Source organism: Klebsiella sp. D5A, assembly GCF_001620885.1.
GTDB lineage: Bacteria > Pseudomonadota > Gammaproteobacteria > Enterobacterales > Enterobacteriaceae > Klebsiella > Klebsiella variicola.
This window is the reverse complement of the sequence record NZ_LOAR01000009.1, coordinates 46,212-71,031: the sequence shown is the minus strand read 5'-3', so window position 1 is coordinate 71,031 and position 24,820 is coordinate 46,212. Positions and strand designations below refer to the sequence as shown.

Annotated in this window: 24 protein-coding genes; 13 read left to right on the top strand and 11 right to left on the bottom strand. The window is 59.9% G+C overall.

The annotated features are described in order from the left end of the window. Window positions 1–4 precede the first annotated feature (4 nt). Entirely contained in the window at window positions 5–928 is a 924-nt protein-coding gene (locus AS136_RS14605; RefSeq protein ID WP_063266817.1) for an aminoimidazole riboside kinase, read from the bottom strand. A 238-nt stretch (window positions 929–1,166) separates the two neighbouring features. Between AS136_RS14605 and AS136_RS14600 the strand changes: the two genes are divergently transcribed. From AS136_RS14600 to AS136_RS14590, 3 genes are all read left to right on the top strand, one after another. Continuing rightward, entirely contained in the window at window positions 1,167–1,808 is a 642-nt protein-coding gene (locus AS136_RS14600) for a helix-turn-helix domain-containing protein (protein WP_049163166.1), read from the top strand. A 134-nt stretch (window positions 1,809–1,942) separates the two neighbouring features. Continuing rightward, window positions 1,943–2,287, top strand: a complete 345-nt coding sequence (locus AS136_RS14595) for a DUF3302 domain-containing protein (protein WP_008805501.1) — start codon at window positions 1,943–1,945, stop codon at window positions 2,285–2,287. Beyond that, complete coding sequence (locus AS136_RS14590; RefSeq protein ID WP_063266815.1) at window positions 2,287–3,429, top strand: HlyD family secretion protein; 1,143 nt, start codon at window positions 2,287–2,289, stop codon at window positions 3,427–3,429. Before AS136_RS14595 ends, AS136_RS14590 begins: the two co-directional genes overlap by 1 nt. A 40-nt stretch (window positions 3,430–3,469) precedes the next feature. Here the strand turns inward: AS136_RS14590 and AS136_RS14585 are convergent, their stop codons facing one another. Genes AS136_RS14585 through AS136_RS14575 form a run of 3 tightly spaced genes read right to left on the bottom strand, consistent with a single transcriptional unit; the run spans window position 3,470 to window position 6,471 of the window. After that, the gene (locus tag AS136_RS14585; protein ID WP_063266814.1) at window positions 3,470–4,267 is read right to left on the bottom strand and encodes an ABC transporter ATP-binding protein; all 798 of its coding nucleotides are present in this window, start codon (window positions 4,265–4,267) and stop codon (window positions 3,470–3,472) included. After that, complete coding sequence (locus AS136_RS14580) at window positions 4,264–5,292, bottom strand: FecCD family ABC transporter permease (RefSeq protein ID WP_162494475.1); 1,029 nt, start codon at window positions 5,290–5,292, stop codon at window positions 4,264–4,266. Before AS136_RS14580 ends, AS136_RS14585 begins: the two co-directional genes overlap by 4 nt. Before the next feature lie 60 nt (window positions 5,293–5,352). After that, window positions 5,353–6,471 carry an ABC transporter substrate-binding protein gene (locus AS136_RS14575; RefSeq protein WP_008805505.1) on the bottom strand — a complete coding sequence of 373 codons (1,119 nt, stop codon included), beginning with the start codon at window positions 6,469–6,471 and terminating at the stop codon, window positions 5,353–5,355. A gap of 271 nt (window positions 6,472–6,742) precedes the next feature. Here AS136_RS14575 and AS136_RS14570 point away from each other — a divergent pair, with 271 nt between their 5' ends. Both AS136_RS14570 and AS136_RS14565 read left to right on the top strand, forming a co-directional pair. After that, window positions 6,743–7,132, top strand: a complete 390-nt coding sequence (locus AS136_RS14570) for a hypothetical protein (RefSeq protein WP_002892699.1) — start codon at window positions 6,743–6,745, stop codon at window positions 7,130–7,132. Between the two features lie 168 nt (window positions 7,133–7,300). Further along, complete coding sequence (locus AS136_RS14565) at window positions 7,301–7,756, top strand: RcnB family protein (RefSeq protein WP_063266813.1); 456 nt, start codon at window positions 7,301–7,303, stop codon at window positions 7,754–7,756. Between the two features lie 64 nt (window positions 7,757–7,820). On the opposite strand, the gene AS136_RS29015 is transcribed toward AS136_RS14565, so the two are convergent. Then, window positions 7,821–8,102: a lipid-binding SYLF domain-containing protein gene (locus AS136_RS29015; protein ID WP_228961033.1), complete on the bottom strand. Its 282-nt coding sequence runs from the start codon at window positions 8,100–8,102 to the stop codon at window positions 7,821–7,823. A gap of 540 nt (window positions 8,103–8,642) precedes the next feature. Between AS136_RS29015 and AS136_RS14555 the strand changes: the two genes are divergently transcribed. From AS136_RS14555 to AS136_RS14545, 3 genes are all read left to right on the top strand, one after another. Continuing rightward, the gene (locus AS136_RS14555; protein WP_012542544.1) at window positions 8,643–9,821 is read left to right on the top strand and encodes a M20 aminoacylase family protein; all 1,179 of its coding nucleotides are present in this window, start codon (window positions 8,643–8,645) and stop codon (window positions 9,819–9,821) included. A gap of 19 nt (window positions 9,822–9,840) precedes the next feature. Then, complete coding sequence (locus AS136_RS14550) at window positions 9,841–10,617, top strand: ABC transporter substrate-binding protein (RefSeq protein WP_002892707.1); 777 nt, start codon at window positions 9,841–9,843, stop codon at window positions 10,615–10,617. 127 nt (window positions 10,618–10,744) lie between these two features. Then, complete coding sequence (locus tag AS136_RS14545; RefSeq protein WP_012968772.1) at window positions 10,745–11,698, top strand: aldo/keto reductase; 954 nt, start codon at window positions 10,745–10,747, stop codon at window positions 11,696–11,698. A gap of 551 nt (window positions 11,699–12,249) precedes the next feature. Here the strand turns inward: AS136_RS14545 and AS136_RS14540 are convergent. Together AS136_RS14540 and AS136_RS14535 are read right to left on the bottom strand one after the other, a co-directional pair. Beyond that, on the bottom strand, window positions 12,250–13,041 hold the full coding sequence (locus AS136_RS14540; RefSeq protein ID WP_008805511.1) for a MoaF C-terminal domain-containing protein: 792 nt from the start codon (window positions 13,039–13,041) through the stop codon (window positions 12,250–12,252). 25 nt (window positions 13,042–13,066) lie between these two features. After that, window positions 13,067–13,843 carry an SDR family NAD(P)-dependent oxidoreductase gene (locus AS136_RS14535; RefSeq protein WP_063266812.1) on the bottom strand — a complete coding sequence of 259 codons (777 nt, stop codon included), beginning with the start codon at window positions 13,841–13,843 and terminating at the stop codon, window positions 13,067–13,069. 509 nt (window positions 13,844–14,352) lie between these two features. Here AS136_RS14535 and AS136_RS14530 point away from each other — a divergent pair. From AS136_RS14530 to AS136_RS14520, 3 genes are all read left to right on the top strand, one after another. Then, a complete protein-coding gene (locus tag AS136_RS14530) occupies window positions 14,353–15,036 on the top strand; it encodes a response regulator transcription factor (RefSeq protein ID WP_012968769.1) in 684 nt (227 codons plus the stop codon). Between the two features lie 116 nt (window positions 15,037–15,152). Continuing rightward, on the top strand, window positions 15,153–16,325 hold the full coding sequence (locus AS136_RS14525) for an MFS transporter (RefSeq protein ID WP_012542539.1): 1,173 nt from the start codon (window positions 15,153–15,155) through the stop codon (window positions 16,323–16,325). Between the two features lie 16 nt (window positions 16,326–16,341). Further along, window positions 16,342–17,457, top strand: a complete 1,116-nt coding sequence (locus AS136_RS14520; protein ID WP_063266811.1) for a class II histone deacetylase — start codon at window positions 16,342–16,344, stop codon at window positions 17,455–17,457. A gap of 6 nt (window positions 17,458–17,463) precedes the next feature. Here the strand turns inward: AS136_RS14520 and AS136_RS14515 are convergent, their stop codons facing one another. The 4 genes from AS136_RS14515 to AS136_RS14500 form a co-directional block, all read right to left on the bottom strand. After that, window positions 17,464–18,057: a DUF3156 family protein gene (locus AS136_RS14515; protein ID WP_016160426.1), complete on the bottom strand. Its 594-nt coding sequence runs from the start codon at window positions 18,055–18,057 to the stop codon at window positions 17,464–17,466. Beyond that, entirely contained in the window at window positions 18,035–19,534 is a 1,500-nt protein-coding gene (locus AS136_RS14510) for an APC family permease (protein ID WP_004183276.1), read from the bottom strand. Before AS136_RS14510 ends, AS136_RS14515 begins: the two co-directional genes overlap by 23 nt. 439 nt (window positions 19,535–19,973) lie before the next feature. Beyond that, window positions 19,974–20,339 carry a cupin domain-containing protein gene (locus AS136_RS14505; RefSeq protein ID WP_002892824.1) on the bottom strand — a complete coding sequence of 122 codons (366 nt, stop codon included), beginning with the start codon at window positions 20,337–20,339 and terminating at the stop codon, window positions 19,974–19,976. A gap of 13 nt (window positions 20,340–20,352) precedes the next feature. After that, on the bottom strand, window positions 20,353–21,654 hold the full coding sequence (locus AS136_RS14500) for an NAD(P)/FAD-dependent oxidoreductase (RefSeq protein ID WP_012542535.1): 1,302 nt from the start codon (window positions 21,652–21,654) through the stop codon (window positions 20,353–20,355). A gap of 159 nt (window positions 21,655–21,813) precedes the next feature. Between AS136_RS14500 and AS136_RS14495 the strand changes: the two genes are divergently transcribed. Then, complete coding sequence (locus AS136_RS14495; RefSeq protein WP_063106182.1) at window positions 21,814–23,298, top strand: aldehyde dehydrogenase family protein; 1,485 nt, start codon at window positions 21,814–21,816, stop codon at window positions 23,296–23,298. A 395-nt stretch (window positions 23,299–23,693) separates the two neighbouring features. Further along, a complete protein-coding gene (locus AS136_RS14490) occupies window positions 23,694–24,776 on the top strand; it encodes a YncE family protein (protein ID WP_022065420.1) in 1,083 nt (360 codons plus the stop codon). Window positions 24,777–24,820: the final 44 nt, after the last annotated feature.

Below are 24,820 nucleotides of genomic sequence, written 5' to 3'. Positions count from 1 at the left end.
GGGATCACAGCGAGCGCTGAAGATCGTCCCTGTAGGGCAGGGCGGTCATGGCGCCTTTGGCGGTGGTGGCCAGCGCGCCGCAGGTTTGCGCCAGCGTAAGGTCGGGAGCCAGCGCGGCGAGGTTGTCAGGGATACCGTGAGCGGCGAGGCCGGCGAGCAGCCCGGCGACAAAGGCATCGCCGGCGCCAGTGGTATCAACGGCCACCACCGGGCGAGCGGGGAAGTGGCTAACCTGCCCGCGCAGGGCGGCCTGGACCCCCGCTTTGCCCTGGGTCACCAGCAGCAGCGTCGGCTGGAAGCGGGCGTTCAGCCGGGCGATGCCGCTGACGATGTCGTCGCTGCCGCTGACAAAGGCCAGCTCCTCTTCCGAGAGTTTTATGGCGTCGGCGAGGGCCAGCGCCCGGTCGAGACAGTCACGCAGGTCCTGCGGATCCTGCCACAGGTCGCTGCGGATATTGGGGTCGAAGCTGACATAGCCCCCGGCGCGTTTTATCGCCTCCATTGCCGCGAATGCCGTGCTGCGGCTCGGCTCGGCGCTGAGAGCGATGGAGCAGACGTGCAGCCACTGGCCGGCGGCAAACGGCGGGAGATCCTCGGGCTGAAGGAACAGGTCGGCGCTCGGACGGACCATAAAGGTAAAGGTGCGCTCCCCGTGCTGATCGAGATCGACCACCACCGTGGAGGTGCGCTGCGCCGCGTCGAGGCGCATAAAATCCACATCGACCTGCTCCTGCGCCAGGGTGTGACGCATAAAGCGGCCGAAAGGATCGTCGCCGACGCGGCCAATAAACCCGCTGTCGCCGCCGAGCCGCGCCACGCCGACCGCGACGTTGGCCGGTGCGCCGCCGGGGCATTGCAGCAGGCGGCCCTCGCCATCGGGCAGGAGATCAACGACCGCATCGCCGAGTACCCAGATTTTTCCATTCATTCGACAAATTCCTCTTAGCTAAACTATGTTAAACCGGTTTAGCTAATTAAAGCATAGCCCACCGGTAAGCGGAACGATCGGGTCACGAAACAGGGAGGCGAGGGTAAAAAATGTGACCCAGGCGGAATATTTCGCCACTCCAGATCTGGACTTTTCCTTCCCCACCCGCTTAGGTATAGTTCAACAGGTCGCGGTTAGCCCCGCCGCGGTGGCCAAAGGTAAAGGAGTGCGCAGCGCGATGAACCCCAGTTTTGGCGATATTTACGATCGGTACCAGAAGCTGACGCTGACTACGCATCTGCCGGCGGTGATCGCCTGCAGTGAAACGCTGAGTTTGGGCAAAGACCAGGGCTTTATTCCGCAGCCGGGCTATCTCTACTTTCTGCTGCAGGGGCAAATGACGTTGGCCTTTGGTGATGAGCAGAATCTGGTCGGGATTGTTATCGCGCATATGCCGTTAGGATTACTGGAACATTATTGTCCGTCGGTCGCGCTCTATTATCAGTGTCTGGGCGAATGCCAGCTGGCGAAAATAACCGCCAGCGATTTTGAGCGAATATTCTTTCATTCGTCGCCGGGCTATATGCAAGAGCTGACCACGATCCTGGCCTATATGGGCATATTTGCCCTTGATGCCCACTATGAACGCGGCAGCCAGACCAGTTTTCAGACCATTAAATCGATGCTGTCGCGCTATTTATATCGCAGCGAAATTGATGGTGGTCAGCATGAGAGCCTGTCGGCATTTATTATTAAACGAACCAATCTCTCGCGCAGCTATGTATACCAGGTGCTGGCCGCGCTGCGCGAGGGGGGATATATCACGGTGAAAAAAGGCAAGCTGATCTCCATCGATCGTCATATTCCTGAGAAATTCTGAACCCGATTCGGCAGATTCACGCCATCACGTTGTTATCACCGCCAGGGAAAGCGCTAAGCGCGCTTTTTCCCCGGCCCCGTTACGTCTGAATCTGGCTGTTTTATTTAGTTAACCTTTCACTCTGGAGTTATTTTATGACCCTGGATTATGTTGCGCTGGCCATTCTGATCGCCGTGGCCTTAATACTTTTTTATGGCGTGATTGTTATTCACGATATTCCTTATGAAATTGCCAAAGAGCGGCGCCATCCTCATCAGGATGCGATTCATTATGCCGGCTGGGTCAGCTTATTTACCTTGCACGCGCTGTGGCCTTTGTTATGGATCTGGGCAACGCTGTGGCGCGAAGATCGCGGGTGGGGAATGCGCCACATTGCCGACGATCAGCAGGCGCTGCATCAGCGTCTGGAAACGGTGGTCCAGCAACTGGAACAGGTCCAGCGCGAGGTGGCTGCGCTGAAAGCGGAGGAGGCAAACTAATGGAAACGTTAATGTTACTGACCTACGCCGCGCTGTGCATCGTGGTGTTTAAAGTCTTCCGCATCCCGCTCAATAAGTGGACCGTACCGACGGCGGTGCTCGGCGGTATCGCCCTGATTGGCGCGGTGATCTTCGGGATGAACTACAACTTCCCGTATACCGACGTTGGTAACCAGGTGTTTCGTACCGTGCCGATTGTGTCGCAGGTGCGCGGCCGGGTGCAGAGCGTACCGGTGAAGCCTAACCAGATGCTGCATAAGGGTGATGTGCTGTTTACCCTCGACCCGACGCCGTTCCAGGCAAAAGTAGACGATCTGCAGGCGCAGATAAAAGCGGCCAGTCAGGATGCGCTCTCCTTAAACGCGGCGTTAAGCCAGGCGCAGGCCGAGCTGAGCAGAGCGGTGGCCCAGCGCGACCAGTCGCGGCGAGAGTATGCCCGCTTTCGGGAGGGTCATGCCCAGGGCGCCTTCTCCGATCAAATGGTTGATACCCGTCTGCAGACGTGGAAAGCCGATGAAGCCAGCGTCAGCGCGGCTCAGGCGAAGGTGGTGCAGGCGCGCAACGCGCTGGAGTCGGTGGTGAAGGGCAAAAATACCACCGTGGCCTCCCTGCTGGCGCAGCTGCAAAAGGCGCAGTTTCAGCTGGAGAACACCGTCGTCCGTGCCCCGGAGGATGGCTATGTCAGTACCGTCGGCTTACGGCCGGGCACCATGTCCACTGCCCTGGGGATGATCCCGCTGATGACCTTTGTGCCGGTGGAGGGCGCCGCCTCGCGGGAGTACGTCGCGGCATTTCGCCAGAACGCCCTGCAGCGTCTGCACAAAGGCGAGCCCGCGGAGCTGATGTTTCCGGCCATCCCGGGCACCGTCTTTCGCGGAGAAGTGGCCGACGTGCTGCCGGCGATTGGCGAGAGTCAGTTTCAGGGGCAGGGCAAATTGCTGACCACAGACGCGCTCAATACCCATGGCCGGGCGCTGGTGGTGCTGAAGGTGACCGATCCGCGATTTGCCGAATACGCTCTGCCGCAGGGGGCCACCCTTGAGGCGGCGGTCTACTCGGATCACCTGAAAGAGCTGTCGCTGATCAGGAAGATCCTGATCCGCATGAAAAGCTGGGAAAACTACCTCTATCTCGATCACTAAGCCGGCGGGCGCAGGGCGGACGTGCCGCCCCGCGCCGCAGTCAGGTCTCGCTGTCCACCAGGCCGTCAATAATGACCTGCCGCACCCCCTGCGAACAGGGTTCAATACGCCCGCGCACCCCATAGACGGCCGCCAGGGTCTCGGGGGTGATGACCGCGGCCGGGGTGCCGTCGCCGAGCAACTGGCCCGCCTTGAGCATCAGCACGTGGTCGGCATGACGCAGGGCAATATTGATATCGTGCACCACCACCAGGGTTACGATGTTGCGCCGTCGGGTCTCCCGGCGTACCAGATCCATCACGTGAAACTGGTAGTTGAGGTCAAGGGCGCTGAGCGGTTCGTCGAGCAGCAGCAGGCGCGGCTGGCGGATCAGCGACTGGGCGAGACCCACCAGCTGCTTTTGCCCGCCGGAGAGCTGATCGAGGTAGCTCATCGCCAGATGGGCAATCCCCAGCTGCCGCAGCAGCGCCATCACCTCCTCCTGGTGCTGCGGACTGTGGCGTCCTCCGGCGGCGCGCTGGGCAACGATAATCGACTCCAGCACATGCAGATGCACGCCGGCGGGCAGCGTCTGCGGAAGATAGACCACCTGCTCTGCGCGACGTGAGAACGGCTGCGTCAGCAGATTTTCCCCCTCCAGCAGCAGCTCGCCGCGGCAGGGTCCCAGACCCGCCATCGCCCGCATTAACGTTGATTTACCGCTGCCGTTTGGCCCCAGCAGCGCGGTGATTTTCCCTCGCGGCAGATGGGGAACCGTCAGGTTCTCGATCACCTTGCGTCTGGGGTAGCCGGCGCTGAAGTAAGACAGCGACAGCCCGGATAACGTCTGGTCGCTCATGCCTGCCCCCGATGACGTAAAATAATGCTCAAAAAGAACGGGACCCCGACCAGGGAAGTGACGATCCCCACCGGAATAATGGCCCCCGGGATCAGGTTCTTCGAGGCGATGGAGGCCAGGGAGAGCACCAGAGCGCCGATCAGCGCGCTGGCGGGCAGATAAAAGCGATGGTCTTCGCCGAAGAGCATCCGCGCAATATGCGGCGCCACCAGGCCGATAAAGCCGATTGGCCCGACAAAGGCCACCGAAAGCGCCGACAGTATGCTGATCCGCAGCAGCGTGGTCAGGCGCAGGCGGCGAACGTTAATACCAAAACTGATGGCCCGGTCCTCACCCAGCCGCAGGGCGGTCAGCTTCCACGCGCTGCGCAGCGACAGGGGCATCACCAGCGCCAGGGCGACCAGCAGGATGGCGACTTTGCTCCAGGAGGCGCGGTCGATGCTGCCCATGGTCCAGAACACCAGCCCCTGCAGCGTGTCTTCGTTGGCGATGAACTGCAGCATCGAGACCAGGGCGTTAAAGGTAAAGACCAGCGCGATGCCGAACAGGATGACCCCGGAGGTGGCCACCTGGGTCCAGCGGGTGATGCCGTCCAGCAGCAGGGCCGCCAGCAGGGCGAAGATAAAGGCGTTGGCCGAGATAAACCACTGGCCGGGAATACCGGGCAGGCCAATACCCAGCACAATCGCCAGCGCGGCGCCAAAGGCCGCAGCCGAGGAGACGCCAAGGGTAAACGGACTGGCCAGAGGGTTATTGAGGATGGTCTGCATTTCGGCGCCGGCCAGTCCCAGCGCCAGGCCGACGATAATCGCCATCACCGCATAGGGCAGACGGATATCCCAGACGATGGCGCGCGTGCCCGGATCGGCGCTGGCCGGATCGGTTAACGTCTGCCACAGGCTCTGCAGCGGCAGACCGGAGGGGCCGAGCATAAAATCGAGCAGCAGCGACGCGACAATCAACAGCGCCAGCAGGAGCATCAGCAGCAGACGGCGACGCACGATACGGCGATAGTCATCTATCACGCCAGAGGTCCCGGCGGGCAGCCCGTCGAGCACGGAGTCGGAGGTTAAACGCATGCCGGATTACTCGCTCTGCTGCCAGGAGAAGACGAACGGCTGGTCCGGCAGGTCGGTGAAATGGCGCACGATATAATGGTAAGTCTCATCCGGGTTGAGATCGCCGAAGGCCTGCGGGTAGATATCTTTCGCCAGGTATTCCATGCCGACAATATTCCACGGGTGGTTATAGAAGTGGTGATAGACGCCATAGGCCCGCTTTTCCTGTACCGCCGGGATCTGGCTGACCCCAGGTCGCGCCAGCAGGATCTGCGCCTGGGCCTTCACCGCCTCCGGCTTAACCTCATAACCCAGGGGCAGCACCTGGCTGTTGCCGCGCTTCGAGCCGGTCATGATCCAGGCGTCGGGCTTCATGCTGATGATTTTCTCCAGCGAGACGAACCCGGAGGCGCCCGGCAGCAGCTGCGAACCGATATTGTTCGCCCCGACCGCCTCCACCAGCCCGCCCCAGCCGCTGTGGCCGTGGGTAAAGCAGCAGGCGTCGCTGTTGCCGGCCAGCGCTTCAACGAAGACGTTGGCCTTCGGCGTGATGGCCGCGGTTTTCTGGCGAATCGTCTGCAGCTGCTGACGATAGTAATCGGTAAAGGCTTTGGCCTGGCTCTCGCGGTTAAGGACTTTGCCCAGCAGGTCGATGCTGGGGGCGGTATCTTTCGCCGGGTCTATCTCATAGTCGACAAACAGCACCGGAACGTGCAGGGCGCTGAGCTTGTCGATGACGCCGCTCTCCATCAGCGCTGGCCTGGCGCGCAGCTGGGCGATCATCAGATCCGGCTGACGGGCGATGACGCTTTCAAGATCGACGTTCCCTTTGTCGCTGAAGCCCATGTCAAGGATCGTGGCCGACTGCGGCCACGTCGTTTTCAGCATCTGCCAGGTGGCAACATCCTGCTTTTTCGCCAGATTATTCCATGCCACCAGCCGTTTAAACGGATTGTCCCGGTCCAGCAGGGCGAGGGTCATAATGTCGCGGCCATCCTGCAAAATAATACGCTGCGGCTCTTTGGCCAGGGTGACCTGCCGGCCGTCGAGGTCAGTGACCGTCAGGGGATATTGGGTTGCATAGCTGAAGAGGGGCGTCGCGATCAGCGCAGTAAGTAACAGCGATCTTACTGATTTTCTTGCCATAAAAGGAGTTCCGTTTGCCAATTTATAAATATAATGATTCTGAGAATTATTCTCGAACAAACATCAACGGCAAGTATATCAAGGACAAATTTCATAAAATGTAACAAACATGTTGGAAATTATGCCAACGCCGACAGGGCGCGCACGGCGGCAGCATTTTCTGCCATGGCTGGAGGTCGAAGACGTTTTTCAGGCTAATTCCTAATGTCATCCCCGGTTCGTTGTGCCATCCTGAATGCGACTCATAACACGACACGTGAGAGAGGATATTATGAAAAAAGCAATGATTGCGTTATCGGCTATTCTGGTTGCAGCTCCGGTTTTTGCTGCGACAACACATGCAACAGATGATACCGTCGCGGCGGCGAATGCCAATGCCAACACCGCCAAAGAGAAGCTGCACCAGGCCCAGCATGAGGGCGAAGAGCAGCAGCTGAAGGCGAAACATGCTGCCGAAGGCAAGCAGGACAGCGTTGGCAGCCAGGTGAGCGAAGGCGCGCAGAAAACCTGGAACAAGACCAAAGAAGGCACCGAGAAGGGGTGGGATAAGACCAAAGAGGTCAGTGAAAAAGGCTGGAATGCCACCAAATCCGGTGCGGAAAAGGGCTGGGATAAAACCAAAACCGGCGCCGAAGAGTTAAAAAATAAAGTGACTGAATAAGTCCTTTTACCTGTCTGAATCAAGGTCGCGAAAGCGGCCTTTTTTATTGCCCCGCCATCAGCACAACCTCTTCCCGACAGCCGATGCCAGGAATCGTCCTGGTTAACCAGTTACTCACTCTTTCTTCACATTTGCCCGGTACAAAGGAGCTGAATCAGGAGGTGTACCATGAAAAAGATGATTTCTCTGGCAGTAATTTTATCGTGTGTGCTGAGCGTCCCGGCCTTTGCCGATGGCCCGAACGACGGCCATCGCCCGGGGCAGCCAACGGTGTGGCAGAACGGTCCGGACCATGATGGGCATGCGCCGCAGGGCGGACCTGACGCGCATCATCAGGGCGACCATGACCAGCGTGGCCCGGATCGCGACGGTCGTGACAAACGCGATCAGGCACGTCATGAGCAGGACCATTTCGCCTGGCGCGGGAACGATTTCCGCAAAGGCCACCCGGCTCCGGCGCCGTTCCGTGGCGATGAATATCGCGTCCGCGACTGGAGCGACCGCGGCCTGCCGCCCCCGCCGGAAGGCCATCACTGGTCCTATATCGACGGTAACTATGTGCTGATCGCTGCGGCGACCGGGATCATCACCTCGATTCTGGTGAGCGGCGCCCTCGGCCACTAAATGCGCTGCTCCGCGACGCCGGGTCAGGGAAAGCCTGATCCGGCGATGGCGCACTCGCGGAAAGCTACGGGTTCAGCGCAGCATCCGGCCAGTATTTATAACCATTGATCATTGCCTGGGCGGCCAGCCCTTTTTCGGTCAGGTCGTAGACGTTGACCTTCGAGGGCAGGGAGGCGGTATCTGACGCCACGCCGCTGGTGGAGGCGGCGATCGGCGCGATGCCTTTGTCATCATATTTTGCGGCGGCATTCGCATCGGCGCCAACCATGTATCCCTGGCGAATAAAGGTCTCCAGGGCCGCTTTATCATGGAAAACCAGCACCGTGCGCTGCTGCTTAATCCCCATCCCCAGGCCGGCGCCGCCCTGGGCCATTTTCATATAGGTATCCTTCCCGGTGGCCTTATTCCGCACCACGCCGTAACCGCTGCCAAACCCGAACAGCAGGATCTTGCTGCTGTTATTGGCAAACACCGCATACCCCTTCGCATGCTGAATATCACTGCGGGCCTCAGGCTGCAGGGCGTAAAGCTTGTTGAGGGTTTCGCTGCGCATCTTCTGGATGCTGGCCCGCTGCTGGCTGGCGGTATCGCCCTGCGCGCTGCAGCCCGCTAGCATGACGATGGCGGCGAGGGAAAGCGTCTGTAATTTCATACACGTTTATTTTATTTAAATCTGAATATGGTCGGGAATGGTAGGTTAAATAACGGTAAATCCTCCATAAAATAAACGTTTATTTTTAAATTTCACTATTTTTATTATTTATTACTCTGTAATGTGCGGATTATTAAATAAGATGAGTTCATTCCAGGTATTAGAAATGCTGCTTGCATAAAGTTTCCACCACGTTACCGTGTTAAGTCCTTAATTTATTTCCCGGAGAACGGCATGAGTGATTATGTAATCCCCGAAATTAAAGCGACGGAAGATGAAATGATTTCTATCCGTCATTATTTACATGCCAATCCGGAATTAAGTCTGGAAGAGTTTAATACCAGTGAGCTGGTGGCTGGCAAACTGGCGGAGTGGGGCTATCAGGTCACCCGCGGCCTCGGTAAAACCGGCGTCGTCGGCAGCCTGAGCAAGGGCGACTCGCCGCGTACTATTGGCCTGCGCGCCGATATGGACGCGCTGCCGATCCATGAAACTACTGATTTGCCCTGGGCCAGTACGGTACCCGGAAAAATGCACGCCTGCGGCCATGACGGCCATACCACCATTCTGCTGGCGGCGGCGAAATACATCGCCTCGCCGGCCTGCCAGTTTAACGGCACGGTGCATCTGATTTTTCAGCCGGCGGAAGAGGCTATCGGCGGCGCCGATTTAATGATTAAAGACGGGCTGTTCGAGCAGTTCCCCTGCGAACGCATCTTTGGCTTGCACAACATGCCAGGGCTGCCAGTGGGCAAGCTGGGCTTCTATGCCGGCAACTTTATGGCCTCGGCGGACACCGTCAAAATTACGATTACCGGCTACGGCGGCCACGGCGCCCATCCGGAGCGAACCGTCGACCCGATCGTCGCCGGTGCGGCGCTGGTGATGGCCCTGCAGAGCATCGTGGCGCGCAACGTGCCGCCGGGGGAAACGGCAGTGGTCAGCGTCGGCACCTTCCAGGCCGGTATCGCCTCCAACGTCATTCCGGAGAGCGTGGTGATGGAGCTGAGCGTGCGGGCGATGAAGCCGGACATTCGCGATCTGCTGATCAAGCGTATTCACGAGCTCGCTGACTTTACCGCCAAAAGCTATGGCGCCAGCAGCGTAGTGGAGGTGTACGACTCCTACCCGGTATTAACCAACAGCCCTGAAGAGACCGATTTCGCCCGGGCGCTGGCGCTGGAAGTGTTTGGCCGCGAAGGGGTACTGGAGTCGGTCTCGCCGATGAACGCCAGCGAGGATTTCGCTTTTATGCTGCGCGAACGCCCAGGGAGCTACTTCCTGCTCGGCAACGGTGAGAAAGGGGAGAAGGGCGGTTGCATGGTGCACAACCCCGGCTACGACTTTAACGATGACATTATCACCACCGGCGCGACGCTGTTCGCTCGCCTGGTGGAAAAGCACTGTCGCTAATCTCTGGAGAAGAACGCGAATGAAAAAATCACTGTTGCTATGGCTGGCATTAATGGCGTCGACGTCGGCGCTGGCCGAAGGGGGAAAGGAGATCCGCTTCGGCGTCGACCCGACTTTCGCGCCGTTTGAATGGAAAGATCCGCAGGGCAAGCTGGCGGGGTTTGATATCGATTTAGGCAACGCCATTTGCCAGCAGCTGCAGGCGAAATGCGTGTGGGTGGAAAGCAATTTCGACGGCATTATCCCGGCGCTGAAGGCGCGTAAATTCGACGCGATCCTTTCCGGGATGTACATGACCGAGAAGCGCAAAGCGCAGATTGCCTTTAGCGACAAGCTATATAACGGGCCGGTGTTCCTCGTGGCGCGTAAAAATACCCTGCAGGGCAATACGCCGGAACAGCTGAAGGGCAAAACCATCGGCGTGGAGCAGGGCTCGGCGCAGGAGACTTATGTTAACCAGCACTGGCGGCCGCAGGGGATTAACATTGTGGCCTACCAGGGGGCCGATAGCGTGGTGCGTGACCTGGAGTCCGGGCGCATCGACGGCGCAGTGCTCTCCGGGATGATGGCCGACTACAGCTTCCTGCAGCAGCCGCAGGGTAAGGAATTCGCCTTTGTCGGCGGCCATCTGCAGGACGATACGCTGTTTGGCGCCGGGGCGGCGATCGGCTTGCGTAAAGACGATGAGGCACTGCGTCAGGAAATTAACGGTGCCATTGCGAAGATTCTTGCCGATGGCACCTATAAAAAATTAGCCGGCAAATATTTTAGCTTTGATGTTTATTCCGGGACATAATGTCTGAGTGTACCTGCGGGCGTGGAGCGCCCGCCGTAAGATTCCTTTTCTGATTATCCAATCACCTCCTCTCCTGACCCCTGCGGTTACCTGAGGGAAGCAGAATATAAGCTAAGGAGTACTCGGCATGATGACACGTCCATTGGGTAAAACCGGATTTTCCATCGCCCCATTAGTCTTTGGCGGCAACGTCTTTGGCTGGACCATCGATGAAAAAACCAGTTTTGCTCTTCTTGATGCTTTTGTTGACCACGGTTTTGACGCTATCGATACGGCGGATGTTTATTCCCGCTGGGCGGAAGGCAACCAGGGCGGCGAATCCGAAACCATCATCGGTCGTTGGCTGCAGGCGCGCCCCGGCATGCGCGATAAGGTCAAAATCTTCACCAAAGTCGGCTCCGATTTAGGCCTACCCGGCCATAAAGGGCTCAGCAAAGCCTGGATCCAACAGGCGGTAGATGACTCCTTACGCCGCCTGAATACCGACTACATTGATCTCTACTTCTCCCACTGGCCGGATCCGCAAACCCCGGTGGAGGAAACGCTGGAGGCTTTCCACAGCCTGCAGCAGGCTGGAAAAATCCGCGCCATGGGGGCCTCTAACCTGGATGCGATGCAGCTGGCGGGGGCGCTGGAGGTAGCGCGTAAAGGCGGCTTGCCTGCCTGGCAGGTGCTGCAGCCGGAATATAACCTCTACCACCGCTCCGCGTTTGAAGGCGCGCTGTGCGATCTCTGCGTCAGCCGCGATATCGGGGTGGTGACCTACTACAGCCTTGCCTCCGGGTTCTTAACCGGTAAGTACCGCCAGCCGTCGGATCTGGCCCAGAGCCAGCGCGGAGGGGGGATTGGTAAGTACCTGAATCCGCGCGGGATGCGGATTATCGATACCCTGGTGGCGGTCGCGGACGAGCAGGGGGCGAAGCCGGCTGAGGTGGCCCTGGCGTGGCTGATCGGCCGCGAAGGCGTGACCGCGCCGATCGCCAGCGCCACCAGCGTGGCTCAGGTGGAGAGTTTTGCCCGCGCGGCGGCGCTGAGCCTGAGCGCGGAGCAAGTGGCGCGACTGGACAGCGCCAGCGCCTGAGTCACTCCCTCTCCCCGGCGGGGAGAGGGAGAAGGGCTATACATGACGCGGACCGTAGGCCGGTTAAGGCGCCAGCCGCCACCCGGCGAAATGACGGCGCAACCGGAAATGCCCCTGCTCGCGCTGCGCTTAGCAGGGCTACCACTCCTGTGCTATTTCCGGGCTGATTGCGCTCCCGATATTTTTTCTGCGTTATGTCACTCATGGCACAGGGAGCGCACAGGGGGCGGCCAGTCGCCGCCGCCCCCTGTACCCCCGGGCTCCGGCCAGCAAAATCGCCACTGCGGGGTACCTTCGACTTTTCCCTGCAGGCTTCGGGTCGGGCCGAGGCAGCGTCCGTGCAAAACACGGCCCTCAGCCCGCATCCATGCGGGCTGCCCCGGCCTTCCGGGAACGTCTCAGCGATTTTGAGGCCGTCAGCACCGGCAGTTTCAGTCGCACAAGTGGGTAAATTAATGACTGGCTGCTCGGACCGTAGGCCGGGTCAGGCGCAGCCGCCACCCGGCGAAATGACGGGTGTGGTGCCTGAAAGCGTGCCCGGCGGCGCCCCTTTATTCCTGATGGCGGGTGACGTTGAGGATCTTCGCGCTGGCGCCGACCGGGAAATTGCTGAGGGCGCCGAAATCGCTGCCCTGATAGCCCATGATCTTGCCGTCGGTGCGCATCTGCTGCAGATCGATCAGGATCACCCCCAGCGTGGGAATGATTTTCTCCCGCCAGACGAACAGATAGAGATCCTCAGCCACCTGCACATAGTGGCAGCGATCGACATCCGCCAGCCCCTTTTCCACACCGTCCAGACACTGCCAGGTGTAAAAATTGTCGTTGAGATAGATGTGCTCATAGCGCTCGGTCGGGCTGTAGGTGTACTGATTGCGCATGCCAATGAGCGCATCGGTAAAGTCCGGCAGCGGCCCCGACTGCTCATCCAGGCGGGCAAAAACAAACCGTGCCTCTACCGCGGTCAGCGGCAGGCCTTGCTCCACCCGGCTGAAGGCGTCCAGCCGCGCGGCGGCTTCGTCCGGCAGCTGGCCGTAGACCAGGGTGGCGTTGCGCTGTGTCAGGTTGCATACCGCGCTAATGCTGGCGTTATCCCGCTCCGGGTCAAGGAAGTCGATAAACAGAATGTCCGGGCGCAGGGCGGTTGCCCGCCAGGGCGCGCGCTTGTCGTTCCAGCTGAGCGTCTGGTCATCTTCGATAACCAACTGCTGCGGCTTACTGCCTGCGACATAAAAAGTAAAGGTTTCGCCGGCGGGCAGGCTGGTGGTGGCGAGTAAATTACCGTGTGGCGCAAAACCATCGGCCAGCGCGCCGACCTGGATAAATACGGCTTCTGAAGTCATAGGGGCTCCTGAACAGAGTAGGGCGTTAGGCAAACGCCAGAGTGGGAACATCGACGATACTGGCGCCGCCGTCGGCGACCAGCGTGGCGCCGCTGATGATGGCGGCCTGCGGCGAACAGAGAAACTGACAGGCCTCGGCTATCTCCTCGGGGCTGGCGGGGCGGCGCAGCGGAACATCGCGACAGACCCGCTGATAAGCCTCCGTCAGCAATAGCCCTTCTGCCTGCATCAGCGGGCGCATCTCTTCATCCGCCATCGGCGTCGTGACCCAGCCGGGACAGATGGCGTTGGCGCGTACCCCCTGTGGGCCGTAATCGCGGGCGACGGAACGCATCAGGCCAATTAAGGCGTGTTTGGCGGTGACGTAGCCGCAGGCCTGCGGCCCGGCGGCGAGTGAGGCGATGGAGGCGACAAACAGGACATTGCCTCGGCGGGCAATGAGCGAGGGCAGACAGGCGCGAACGCTGGCGAACGCGCTGGTGAGATTGCTGTCCAGCGCCTCGCGCCACTGGCTGTCGCTGGTCTCGGCGGCGGGGCTGTTGCCCATCCCGCCGGCGCTGCAGATGAGGACATCAATACCGCCAGCCTGGTCGAGGATCGCCGGCAGCAGCCGCTGACCCCAGACCTCGCCGTCGGCGGCATCGCCCACCAGCGCTGTCGCGCCGGTCTCATCGGCGACAGCCTGCAATGGCGCTTCGCGCCGTCCGGTAATAAACACCCGGTCGCCCGCGGCGCACATCAGCCGCGCGCAGGCGGCGCCAATTCCGGTTCCACCGCCGGTGATCACCACGACTCTCGCCATTCGCTCTCTCCTGTTATGGGGTCTTCGATTACCTTAAAAAGCGCGTCAGGTCCCGGCTATCGTCCGGAAGAACGATAGCCGTGGCGGTTAATGGATCTCTCTCACAGGGCGCCGTTCTCATTATTTCGGCAACAGCGGGTCAGGCGTCATCACATGATTACGCCGCGGCGAAAATTAATTGCATCCTGTTAAGGGTATAAGTGAAAAAAAACAGAAATCCATCGTTCTTTAGGATGAGAATGACGCGTCGGGGATAGGTTTTTTTTATCACCAGGGGCAGGTACGCCGGGTGTTAATCTTTTTTGTTTATATTTTAACGCGGCTATCGTAAAGCATGGCGGGTGTGTTTTTTAAATGCTTTATATAACAATGGTTTGTTGAAAATTATGTAACGGCTATCACATTGTTAATATGTTAATGATTGTGTTACTTAAATGTGAAATGTATGCTTCAATTATCAGTAGTCATCCATGTGTCATGTACCATCATCTCGACGGGGAGGCCCTATCATGTCTGCTTTGTTAAAAGCCAGCCGTAATGATGCGATAATAGCCCGTTGTTTACAGACTATTTCCCAGCTAATTCCACTGACTTCAGCGGTCTTTTATCGAGTAAATAATCGTTTAAAACCCGAAAGCTATATATTGCATAATATTTCCGATAATACGCACCAACAATATCTGGAAAACTTCCAGCCGCTGGATCCGCTTCTGCCCTCGCATTTTAGCCACCAGAACACCACCGTGGCGGCGATGACGCCGCGGCTCTGCGACCGCAACCGCCATTACTATCATGAATTCATGTTGCCGAATAACGTACGCGACATGACCGAGATCTTTATTCGCCGCGAGCGGCGGATCATCGCCGGTATCTCGCTGATGCGCGACGTGCCTTTCTCCAGCGAAGAGCGCCAGCGGGCTCAGGCGGTGCTGCCGCTGGTGGAGCTGGCCATTCGCGACTGTCTGCAGGAAGACGATGACCTGCCCGCCATCCTGACGGCGAAAGAGCGGGAAATCGTCGGCATGGTGCGCGAAGGCGCCAGCAATAAGCTGATTGCCCGCCAGCTGGATATCTCGCTCTCGACGGTAAAAACGCACCTGCGCAACATTTTCGCCAAGACCGAAGTCGTCAATCGTACCGAACTGGTTTCCCGAACCTGGATGCCGGCCGCTCAGCGTACGCTGCATCTGTGATCTGACTTTCGCATCCCGCGCGCGCCGTGGCAGCACGGCGTTTTCCTGATGCCTGTGGGTATCACTCCCTGGAGGATCCTCCGGGGGGAGGCTTTTTTGACCGGAGCACGCCTACGATGTCGAGTACCCCTCTCACTGATAATGCGCTTTCCCGGCCCGCCGGGTTGGTGGTCTCCCTGCGTTTGCTGGCGGCGATCGTGATTTTTGCCGCTATTGCGCCGGGTATTCTGATGACCGCGCCGGCGGTGGCGGCGCAGCTGGCCAGCGAATGGCAGCTTAAACCTGGGCAGATCGGCTGGCTGTTCTCGGCGGAGCTGGGGGCGATGAGTCTGGCGACGCTCCCGGCGTGGTGGTGGATGAGCCGCCTCGACTGGCGGCGGGTCGCCCTGATGGCCGGGGTGGTGTTTCTGACCGCCAACCTCGCCTCGGCGGTGGTCACCCAGTACGAGACGCTGCTGGCGGCGCGCTTTCTCGCCTCGCTGGCGGGCGGCACGCTGATGATTTTGTGTATCAGCTGCGCGGCGGGGACGCCGAACCCGTCGCGGGTCTACGCCTTTTGGGTGCTCGGGCAACTGCTGTTAGGCATGCTTGGCCTGCTGGTGCTGCCCGGCCTGTTCGCGACCTTTGGCCTGAAGGTGGTTTATCTGATCCTCGCCGCCATTATGCTCTGCTGTTTGCCGCTGGTGTCCGCTTTCCCTCCGCGCTTTCAACCGCTCTCTGCCTCCCACCAGCAGCCGTCGACGGCGCTGTGGCGTCAGGCGCTGGCGGTGCTGGCGGTACTCACTTTCTATATCAGCCTCAGCGCAGTGTGGACCTTTATCGGCACCATCGGCAGCGCGGCGGGGCTAACCCCGACGCAGGTCGGTCTGGTGCTGGCGGCGGCGACGGTTTGCGGCATTATCGGCGCCGGCGGCGCGGCGCTGCGGGGTACCCAGCGGGCCGATCGTTTACCGGTGTGGCTGGGCTACGGCCTGCTGATCGTCAGCGTTGGGCTGCTGATCGGCCAGCCGCTGCTGGTGCGCTACGCCATCGCGGCGCTGCTGTTTAAGTTCACCTGGACCTTCGTGCTGCCCTTTATTCTTGCCCGTGTGGCCGGGCTCGATAGCAACGGCCGGCTGATGAACAGCATCAATCTGGTGATCGGCGGCGGCATGGCGGCCGGTCCGGCCTTAGCCGGGGCCTTACTGCAGCGTTTTGCCAGCGCCGACCCGCTGCTGGCGGCGGCAGGCGTCTGCGCGCTGCTGTCATTGATTTTGATTGCGGCGGCGTCCGCCGCCGGGAAGAGTTAGCCCACGGGAGGATAGAGTGAAAAGAAAAACCGGTTTCTTCTTTGATGAACGTTGTTTCTGGCACAGTACCGGCCTGCACGCGGTGACGCTGCCGGTGGGCGGGTGGGTGCAGCCGCCCGCCGGTGGCGGCCATGCTGAATCGCCGGAGACCAAACGGCGGATGAAAAACCTGATGGACGTCTCCGGGCTGACGCCGCAGCTGGCGCTGCGCAGCGCGGCGCCGGCGAGCCTTGAGGACCTGCGGCGGATCCACCCCGACAGCTATCTGGAGCGCTTCAAGACGATCAGCGATAACGGCGGTGGCATGCTCGGCAAAGAGGCGCCGCTGGGGCCGGGCAGTTATGAAATCGCCTGTCTTTCCGCCGGGCTGGCCTGTGCGGCGGTGGAAGCGGTGCTGGAGGGGGAGCTGGATAATGCCTATTCGCTGTCGCGCCCGCCCGGACACCACTGTCTGCCGGACCAGTCGATGGGATTTTGTTTCCTCGCCAATATTCCCATTGCCGTCGAGCGGGCGAAAGCGCAGCTGGGGCTGGGCAAGGTGGCGATCATTGACTGGGATGTTCACCACGGCAACGGCACCCAGCATATCTACCTGCAGCGCGACGACGTACTGACTATCTCCTTGCATCAGGACGGCTGCTTCCCGCCGGGCTACGCCGGCGAGGACGATCGCGGCGTGGGCGCGGGCGAAGGTTACAACATTAATATTCCGCTGCTGGCCGGGGCGGGGGATGACAGCTGGCGCTATGCGCTGGAAACTATCGTCATTCCTGCGCTGGCGCGTTTTGAGCCGGAGCTGATTATTATCGCCTGCGGCTATGACGCCAACGCCATGGATCCATTAGCGCGGATGCAGCTACATAGCGACAGCTTCCGGGCGATGACCGAACAGGTCCAGCAGGCGGCGGATCGCCTGTGCGGCGGGAAACTGGTGATGGTGCACGAGGGCGGCTACGCCGAATCCTACGTGCCGTTCTGCGGCCTGGCGGTGATGGAAACGCTGAGCGGTATCCGTACCGAGGTCCAGGATCCGCTGCTGGAATTTATTCAGCAGCAGCAGCCGCGGGCGGAGTTCGCGCAGTTCCAGAGGCAGGCTATCGATCGGCTGGCGCAACGGTTTGGTCTGCTATAAAACGCCTCAGCTTCCCCGCTGTGATGGCGGGGAAGTCAATGCTTTCCCTTCTGCGATTCCACCGCGCATCCACTGACTTACCGCCTGATTAATCATCGCCAGCACGCTGAGCAGCAGCATCCGCTGCTGCGCTTCCAGCCGCAGATAACGGCGCAGCGGGGGCATTTTACAGACCACTTCGCTGGCGGCCCAGGGTTCAATGCTGCAGCGCCAGCCGCTACTATCAAAGGTCAGCGAAAAGCGGCGGTAATCCAGCTCGCTTAAGGTCTGCTGGAGATTAGGAAAACCGTTGAGATAGCTGGCGAGTTCCTCGCTGCCTTTGCCGCCGATAAAGCGGATCGGCTGGCGTTTCCACCAGCCGGATTGATGGGCGCGAATGTTACCGCGCACGGGCCGGGTCACCGGCCCCTCGACGACAAACTCGCAGCTGTGAATGCTGGCCATAAACAGCCGCTTCTGACGCACGCTGAAGGTCACGGCGGTGGCGTCGTTCAAGCGCAGCAGCGCGCTGCGTTCGCTCAGCTTTTCGCACGGCCAGCCCGCCAGATCGCGCTGCACCGCGTTCATTAACGGCGTCTCAAACCAGGGGACGGAGGACATCTGGCGTCATCTCCCCGCGGGTCTGTTTTTCATAATTGTTGATGGCGCGCTCCACCACCTCTTCCACTACCAGCGGCTTGAACGGATTGACGCGCTGCACGCACACCGTCCAGAACAGGGCGTAAGCGGCGGTCAGGCCGAGCATTATGCCGAACGGTACCAGCACCTGGCGGCTGTCCATCCCCGGTGGCGTGATATTGACGATAGCGATGATGATCCCGACGCTGGAGATAATCTGCGGCAGCGGGAACCACGGCGAGCGGTAGGCGCGCGGCAGGTCCGGGCGGCGAATGCGCAGCATCACCACCGACAGCGTCACCAGCAGATAGGCGACGCCCCAGGCGCAGACCGCGGCGAGGATCAGCGGCACGATGCGGTCCAGATCGCCGTTCAGATACCAGGCGTGCAGGCAGGGGATCGCCACCCCGATGGCGATGGCGATCACCGGCGTCTTAAAGCGCGGGTGCAGCCAGGTCAGGAAGCGGGGCAGCGCGCCGTCCAGTGCCATGCCGTAGATAATACGCGGCACGGCGGCCATCAGCGTATTGATGGTGGCGCAGCCGGCCAGCAGCAGCCCGACCCCCAACCAGTACTGGCCGGCGTGGCCCATCACCCGTTCGGCGAAGGCCGGGATCGCCATCGGTGTATCCAGCAGATGGACGTTGTTGGCCGCGTCGAGCACGGTATTCTCCACCTGGCGGTTGATCGCCGCGCCGTAGATAAACATGCAGCTGGCGACTCCCAGCAGGCCCAGCGCCATCGCCCGCGGAATAGTGCGGTGGGCCTGTTTAATCTCCGGCGCCATCGGCGTCACCAGTTCGCAGCCGACGAACATAAACATCGCCATGCCGATATAGCCGAACAGACCGTTGATATCGCTGATGTTCAGCGGCGTGCCGAACCAGCCGGAAAGATGAGTCACCGGCGCCATAAAAATGCCACACAGGCCGAAAATAGTCAGTGTGGTCCACATGCCGAAGGTCAGCACCACTTCGACCTTGCCGAAGATTTCCACGCCGATGGCGTTGAGCAAGCCGAAAATCACCACCATGCCGACACCCACCATCCAGGTGTTCTGGTGGGCGGCCATCTGAGCGTTGATCGATTCGAAGTTTACCAGCGCCATAATGCCCGCCAGGATCGTCTCCGCCGTCCCGGCGAAAATATGGACGATCAGATAGGCGCACAGCGCGCCGGTGATAGCGAAGAAGCGGCCCATGCCGCAGGAGATATAGTCGTACACCGAACCGGTGGTAGGAATGAGCGTCGCCGCCTCGGCAAAGGTGGTGACCTGCGCCTGCATCATAATAAAGGCCAGCAGCACCGCCAGCGCGAAGGTATCGCCGCCCATGCCGAAGCCGCTGGTGACCGTCAGGATCACCGGGCTGGCCATGATCAGCCCGACGGAGCTGGCGAGGGTGGTCGGGAAGCCGACGACGCCGCGCTCAAGATGGCTGGCGAGTCTGTTACTAAACATAGTCAACCTCTGCACAATAATGGGGTAGGGCAGGGAATAGCCAGCGCCACTCCCGGATAGTCATAATTTAGGCGGGCATCCTGCTCAATGAATATCGTCCGGAAGGTGGAGGGCGGCGCATGATTCTGTGACGCAGTCGATGAATGTCGCGGTGGATAAACAACATGACCCCGAAAACCGGGGCCATCCGTCTTGCCACGTTGCGCGTATTTCTGCCGGATGGCGGCTGCGCCTTATCCGGCCTACGGTCCGTGCGGCCTGCCTTTAATTTATTCACCATGCTGACTGAAACGCCGGTGTTGGCGGCCTCAAAACCCCCGGTGGCGCTGCTGCTTACCGGGGCTACAGCGCTGTGCGATTTGGTAGCCCGGAGAAGGCGCAATGCGCCGCCTCCGGGTCCCCCTGTGCGCTCCCTGCGCCGCCGGGCATTATCAGCGTGTTAGCGCGTCTCGACGTTCGCCAGGTAGTGCTTCACAAAGCGCGGCGTCAGGATTTTCCACTCCACTTCGGTGCCCTGTTTAACAAACCAGCTGTCGCCCGGCGCAAAGCGCTGCGGCTCGCCACCGGCGACGGTCAGCTCCACTTCGCCTTCCAGCACGGTGGCATGCTCGGTAAACGGATAGGTCATGGTAAAGCTCCCCTCAGTGGACGAAAACAGTCCGCAGGTAAAGGCGTCCTGCGGCTCGCCGTAGATCATCGCCCCGGCCACCTGCGGGTCTCCCGCGGTCGGCGTCGCGCCGAGCAGGCTGACGCTGCCGATCGGCTGCAGGTCAGGTACCGGGTGTTTAAGTTTAAAAGCGTGCATAGCGTTCTCCTGGTTAACTCCGGCCTTTCCAGAAACCGGCGGTTTGATGCATCAATTTTCCGGCTGTGACTAATAGCAAGCGCAGGCTGTCACGGCCGTGGATGGTCGCGTGGGGGATGCTGCTCAGCAGGCGATAGCGGTCGGAACCGCCATTGATCCCTTCGGCGAGGATTTTGCACACGATGTGCGACGGGGTGACGCCGAAGCCGGAGTACCCCTGGACGTAAAAGACGTTGTTGTGATCGCGTAGGGTTCCGATCTGCGGGAACAGGTTGGCGCTACAGGCCATCGGCCCGCCCCAGGCGAAATCGATCTTCACATCCTTCAGATAGGGGAAGACCTCCGCCAGCAGGGTGCGATTCCAGGCGGCGAAATCGTTCGGCGTATATTCCACAAAGCGAGTCGCGCTGCCGAACAACAGGCGATTTTCCCGGGTGACGCGGTAGTAGTTAATCACCGGGCGAATATCGCTGAAGGCGCCGCGCAGTGGGCTGATGCGCTCGATCAGTTCATCGGAAAGGGGCTCGGTCGACACCTGATAGGAGTAGGTCACCAGCGTCTTGTTGTAGATCTCCGGCTCCATATTGTTGAGGAAGCTGTCGCAGGCCCACAGTAGTTTGGCGGCTTTGACGCTGCCCATCGCGGTGCGTACCCGCACCTGTTTGCCGTAATTCACCTCCACCACTGGCGAGGATTCGAAGATCTTTACCCCCAGCGAATGGGCGGCCTGCGCCGAACCGAGCAGCATATTGAGCGAATGGATCTGCCCGCCGCCCATATGTTTCAGCGCGCCGCAGTAGACCTCGGAGCCAACCACCTGCTGCACCTCTTTGCCGGTATACAGTTCGATTTCTTCATCCGGGGTAGCGGCTTTAAACTCCTTCTCCCACTGGCGCAGCGTTTTGAGCTGCCGCTGGTTATAGGCGAGATAGCCGTAGCCGGGGACGAAATCGGCGTCGATATGGTATTTGCGGATGCGTTCGCGAATGATGCCCGCGCCGAGGTTGGCGATTTTAAACAGCGTCTCCAGCCCCTCTTTGCCGACGTGCTTTTTCACCGCTTCGATGTCGTGACCGATACCGGCCATCACCTGGCCGCCGTTGCGCCCGGTACCGCCGTAGCCAAGATGGCGCGCCTCCAGCACCACCACGTTGGTGATACCCTGTTCCGCCAGCTCAAGGGCGGTGTTAATCCCCGAGAAGCCGCCGCCGATAATCACCACGTCGGCTTCAATATCTTCCCGCAGCGCCGGGAAATGGAGGTGGTATTTCTTCGTCGCGCCGTAGTAGTTCAGCGCATCGATTTTAATGTTCATCGCGTTACCCTGTGGTCTTGCCTGGCTCAAGGTCCTCATCACAGCACGCCATGCGGGCGTTGAATATCGTCCGGAAGAATGACGTTCTTTAGAACGATGGGCGGCGCAGAGCAACCGTGCTGTGATAGGCCAACTTTGCTAAAAAAACGGGTGCTGACGATGAGCGAGATAACCTTACTGGCGGAAGTGACCGCCTTTTTACGCCAGCCACACGGGCAGTTTATTGCCGGTCAACGTGAGGCGGGCCACGGCGCGCCGTTCGCGGTGATTAACCCGGCCACCGGTCAGGCAATTGCTGAGGTGACGGCAGCGGATGTGGATCAGGCGGATCGCGCCATGGAGAGCGCCCGCCAGGCGTTCAGTCAGTGGCGTGAGATGCCGACGCTGGCGCGCGGTACGCTGCTGTTGAAGCTGGCGGATGCCCTGGCTGAGCATCGCGAAGCGCTGGCGCAGCTGGAAAGTCTCTGCTCCGGCAAGACCATCATGCTGGCGCGGATGTTGGAGCTGGATCAATCGGTGGCGTTTTTGCGCTACTTCGCCGGCTGGGCGGGGAAAGTCACCGGCGAAACGCTGGATGTCTCGCTCCCCTCCATGAACGGTGAGAAATATACCGCCTTCACCCGCCGCCAGCCGCTGGGGGTGGTGGTCGGCATCGTGCCGTGGAACTTCTCCATCATGATTGCCATCTGGAAGCTGGCGGCGGCCCTGGTCTGCGGCTGCACCATCGTCCTCAAACCGAGCGAGTATACGCCGCTGACGCTGCTGCGCGTGGCGGAGCTGGCGAAAGCGGTGGGTATCCCGGATGGGGTGATTAACGTGGTCAACGGCACCGGCGGCGAGATTGCCCAGCGGCTGATGACGCATCCGGCCTGCGCCAAGGTGAGCTTCACCGGCTCGGTGGCCACCGGTGAAAAAGTCCAGCAGTCGGCCTGCGCGTCAGGTAAACGGGTGACCCTTGAACTGGGGGGCAAAAACGCCGCGCTGTTCCTCGATGACCTGACGCCGGAGGCGATGGTCAACGGCATTATTGAAGCCGGCTACCTGAACCAGGGGCAGATTTGCGCCGCTGCGGAGCGTTTTTATCTGCCGCAGGGCAAACTGGATGCGGTGCTGGCGCTGCTGAAAGACAAGCTCAGCGCCTTCGCGCCGGGATCGCCGCTGGATGAACGGACGCTGATGGGGCCGCTGGCTAACCGCCAGCAGTACGAGAAAGTGCTCAAACTGATCCAGACCGCGCGCGACGAGGGGGATACCATCGTCTGCGGCGGCGAAGCGCTGCCGGGAGAGGGGTATTTCCTGCAGCCGACGGCGGTTAAAGTCCGCAGCGAAGAGAGCACCCTGATGCGCGAGGAGACCTTCGGTCCGGTATGCAGCTTTATCGGCTATCGCAGTGAAGAAGAGGCGCTGGCGCGGATCAATGCGTCGCCATATGGCCTGGCGGCCAGCGTCTGGTCCGATAATATTCGCCAGGCGCTGCGCTACTCGGAGGCGATTGACGCCGGCATCGTGTGGGTCAATATGCATACCTTCCTCGACCCGGCGGTACCGTTCGGCGGCATGAAGGGCTCGGGCATCGGGCGCGAATTCGGCAGCGCGTTTATCGATGATTATACGGAGCTGAAGTCGGTGATGGTGCGCTATTAATCGCCGTTCAGCGACATAGCGCTGTCATGTGTCGCTTTGCGCCAGATGGGCAACACATCGTGTGCCTTCTGGCCTGCAACCCGGGCGGTGCACGGCATCGCTTCCGGGACTCTTTTCCCGTCACGGATCCTGTCTTCCCCTCGTAATCCGCCATTGCCGTAAAAAAAATCAGCAGATTATCTTTTTTGCCCGCCAGGACTTGTTTGACATTGGATAATGAGTATAGTTCTCATTCTCTTTTTCATTCGTAATTTTGGCAAGGTTCGAGCTGCGCCAGTGAGTCGTTCACTAAGAGTCGCGAAGGCGTAGGGTGACGTAAAGACAGCAGGCTGGAAACAGACAATATCGGCCGCTGCGCGTCCATCGGGTCATTGATTTTTTATAGGGTTGATCCAATGAAATACACACTTCCGACGTTGACGCTGGCCATCAGCGCGGCGTTAAGCGGCTGCGCGACGCCTCATTCCTCTGCCGTTTCCCAACCGGTTGTCGACTCGCCAGCCCCTAACGTGGCGCAACCGCTGCAGCGCCAGCTAGCGGAAGGGCTGTACGAGATGGCGTTAAGCCCGCAGGGTGATGCGCTGTACGTCGCCAGCGCCGAAGGCTTTAAAAATGTGCAGGGCGGGGCGGTCTACACACTGGATCCGCACACCCTCAATACCATCGGCCTGACGCACACCGATCTGAAAAACTTCGCTTTACAGCTCTCTGCGGAGGGTAAAACGCTGTATGTCAGCAATTCGCTTGACGGCGGCATCAGCGCTATCGACACCGCCACCGGCAAGGTAAAAAACCGCCTGCTGTTCAGCGAGCGCAACGAAAAAGGTCGCCCTTATGGGGCCCGTCAGCTGCTGTTGCTGAATAATACTCTCTACGTTGGTGCGGTCGCCGACCCGGCGCAAATCTGGGTGGTTGACGCCACCACTCTGAAGCTGAAAACGCGGATTAAAAATACCGGTAAATGGATGACCGGCCTGCACTACTCCGCACAAACCGGTCGCGTGTACGCCGCTAACGGCAGCGGTGAAATTCTGGTGATCAACCCACATAACCAGCGCATTGAACAGCGCTGGAAGCCGCTGGGCGACAAGCCAGCGCTGCTGCTTAATATGGCCGAAGATAGCGACACCGGCCGCCTGTTTGTGACTGATAACTCGAAAGCGAAAACCACTCTGGTGCTGGATATCCACAGCGGCAAGCTGCTTAAACAGCTCGACGTCGGCGATTCGCTGGCAGTGCAGTTCAATAAGAAACGCCACGAAATTTATATTTCGCAGCGTGAATCCGGCAAGGTTATCAGCCTTGACGCCAGCCGCTACACGCTGAAGAAAAGCTGGGCGCTGCCGGCCAATCCCAACAGCCTGCTGCTTTCCGCCGATGGTCAGACGCTATTTGTCACCGTCAAACAGCCCTTCAATAAAGACCACTCCACAAAAGGCCCGGACAGCGTCGTACGTATCGACCTGAACGCGCAATAAAAATAACGGGTCCGGCGACGGGCCCTTTGATTCATTTATCCTCA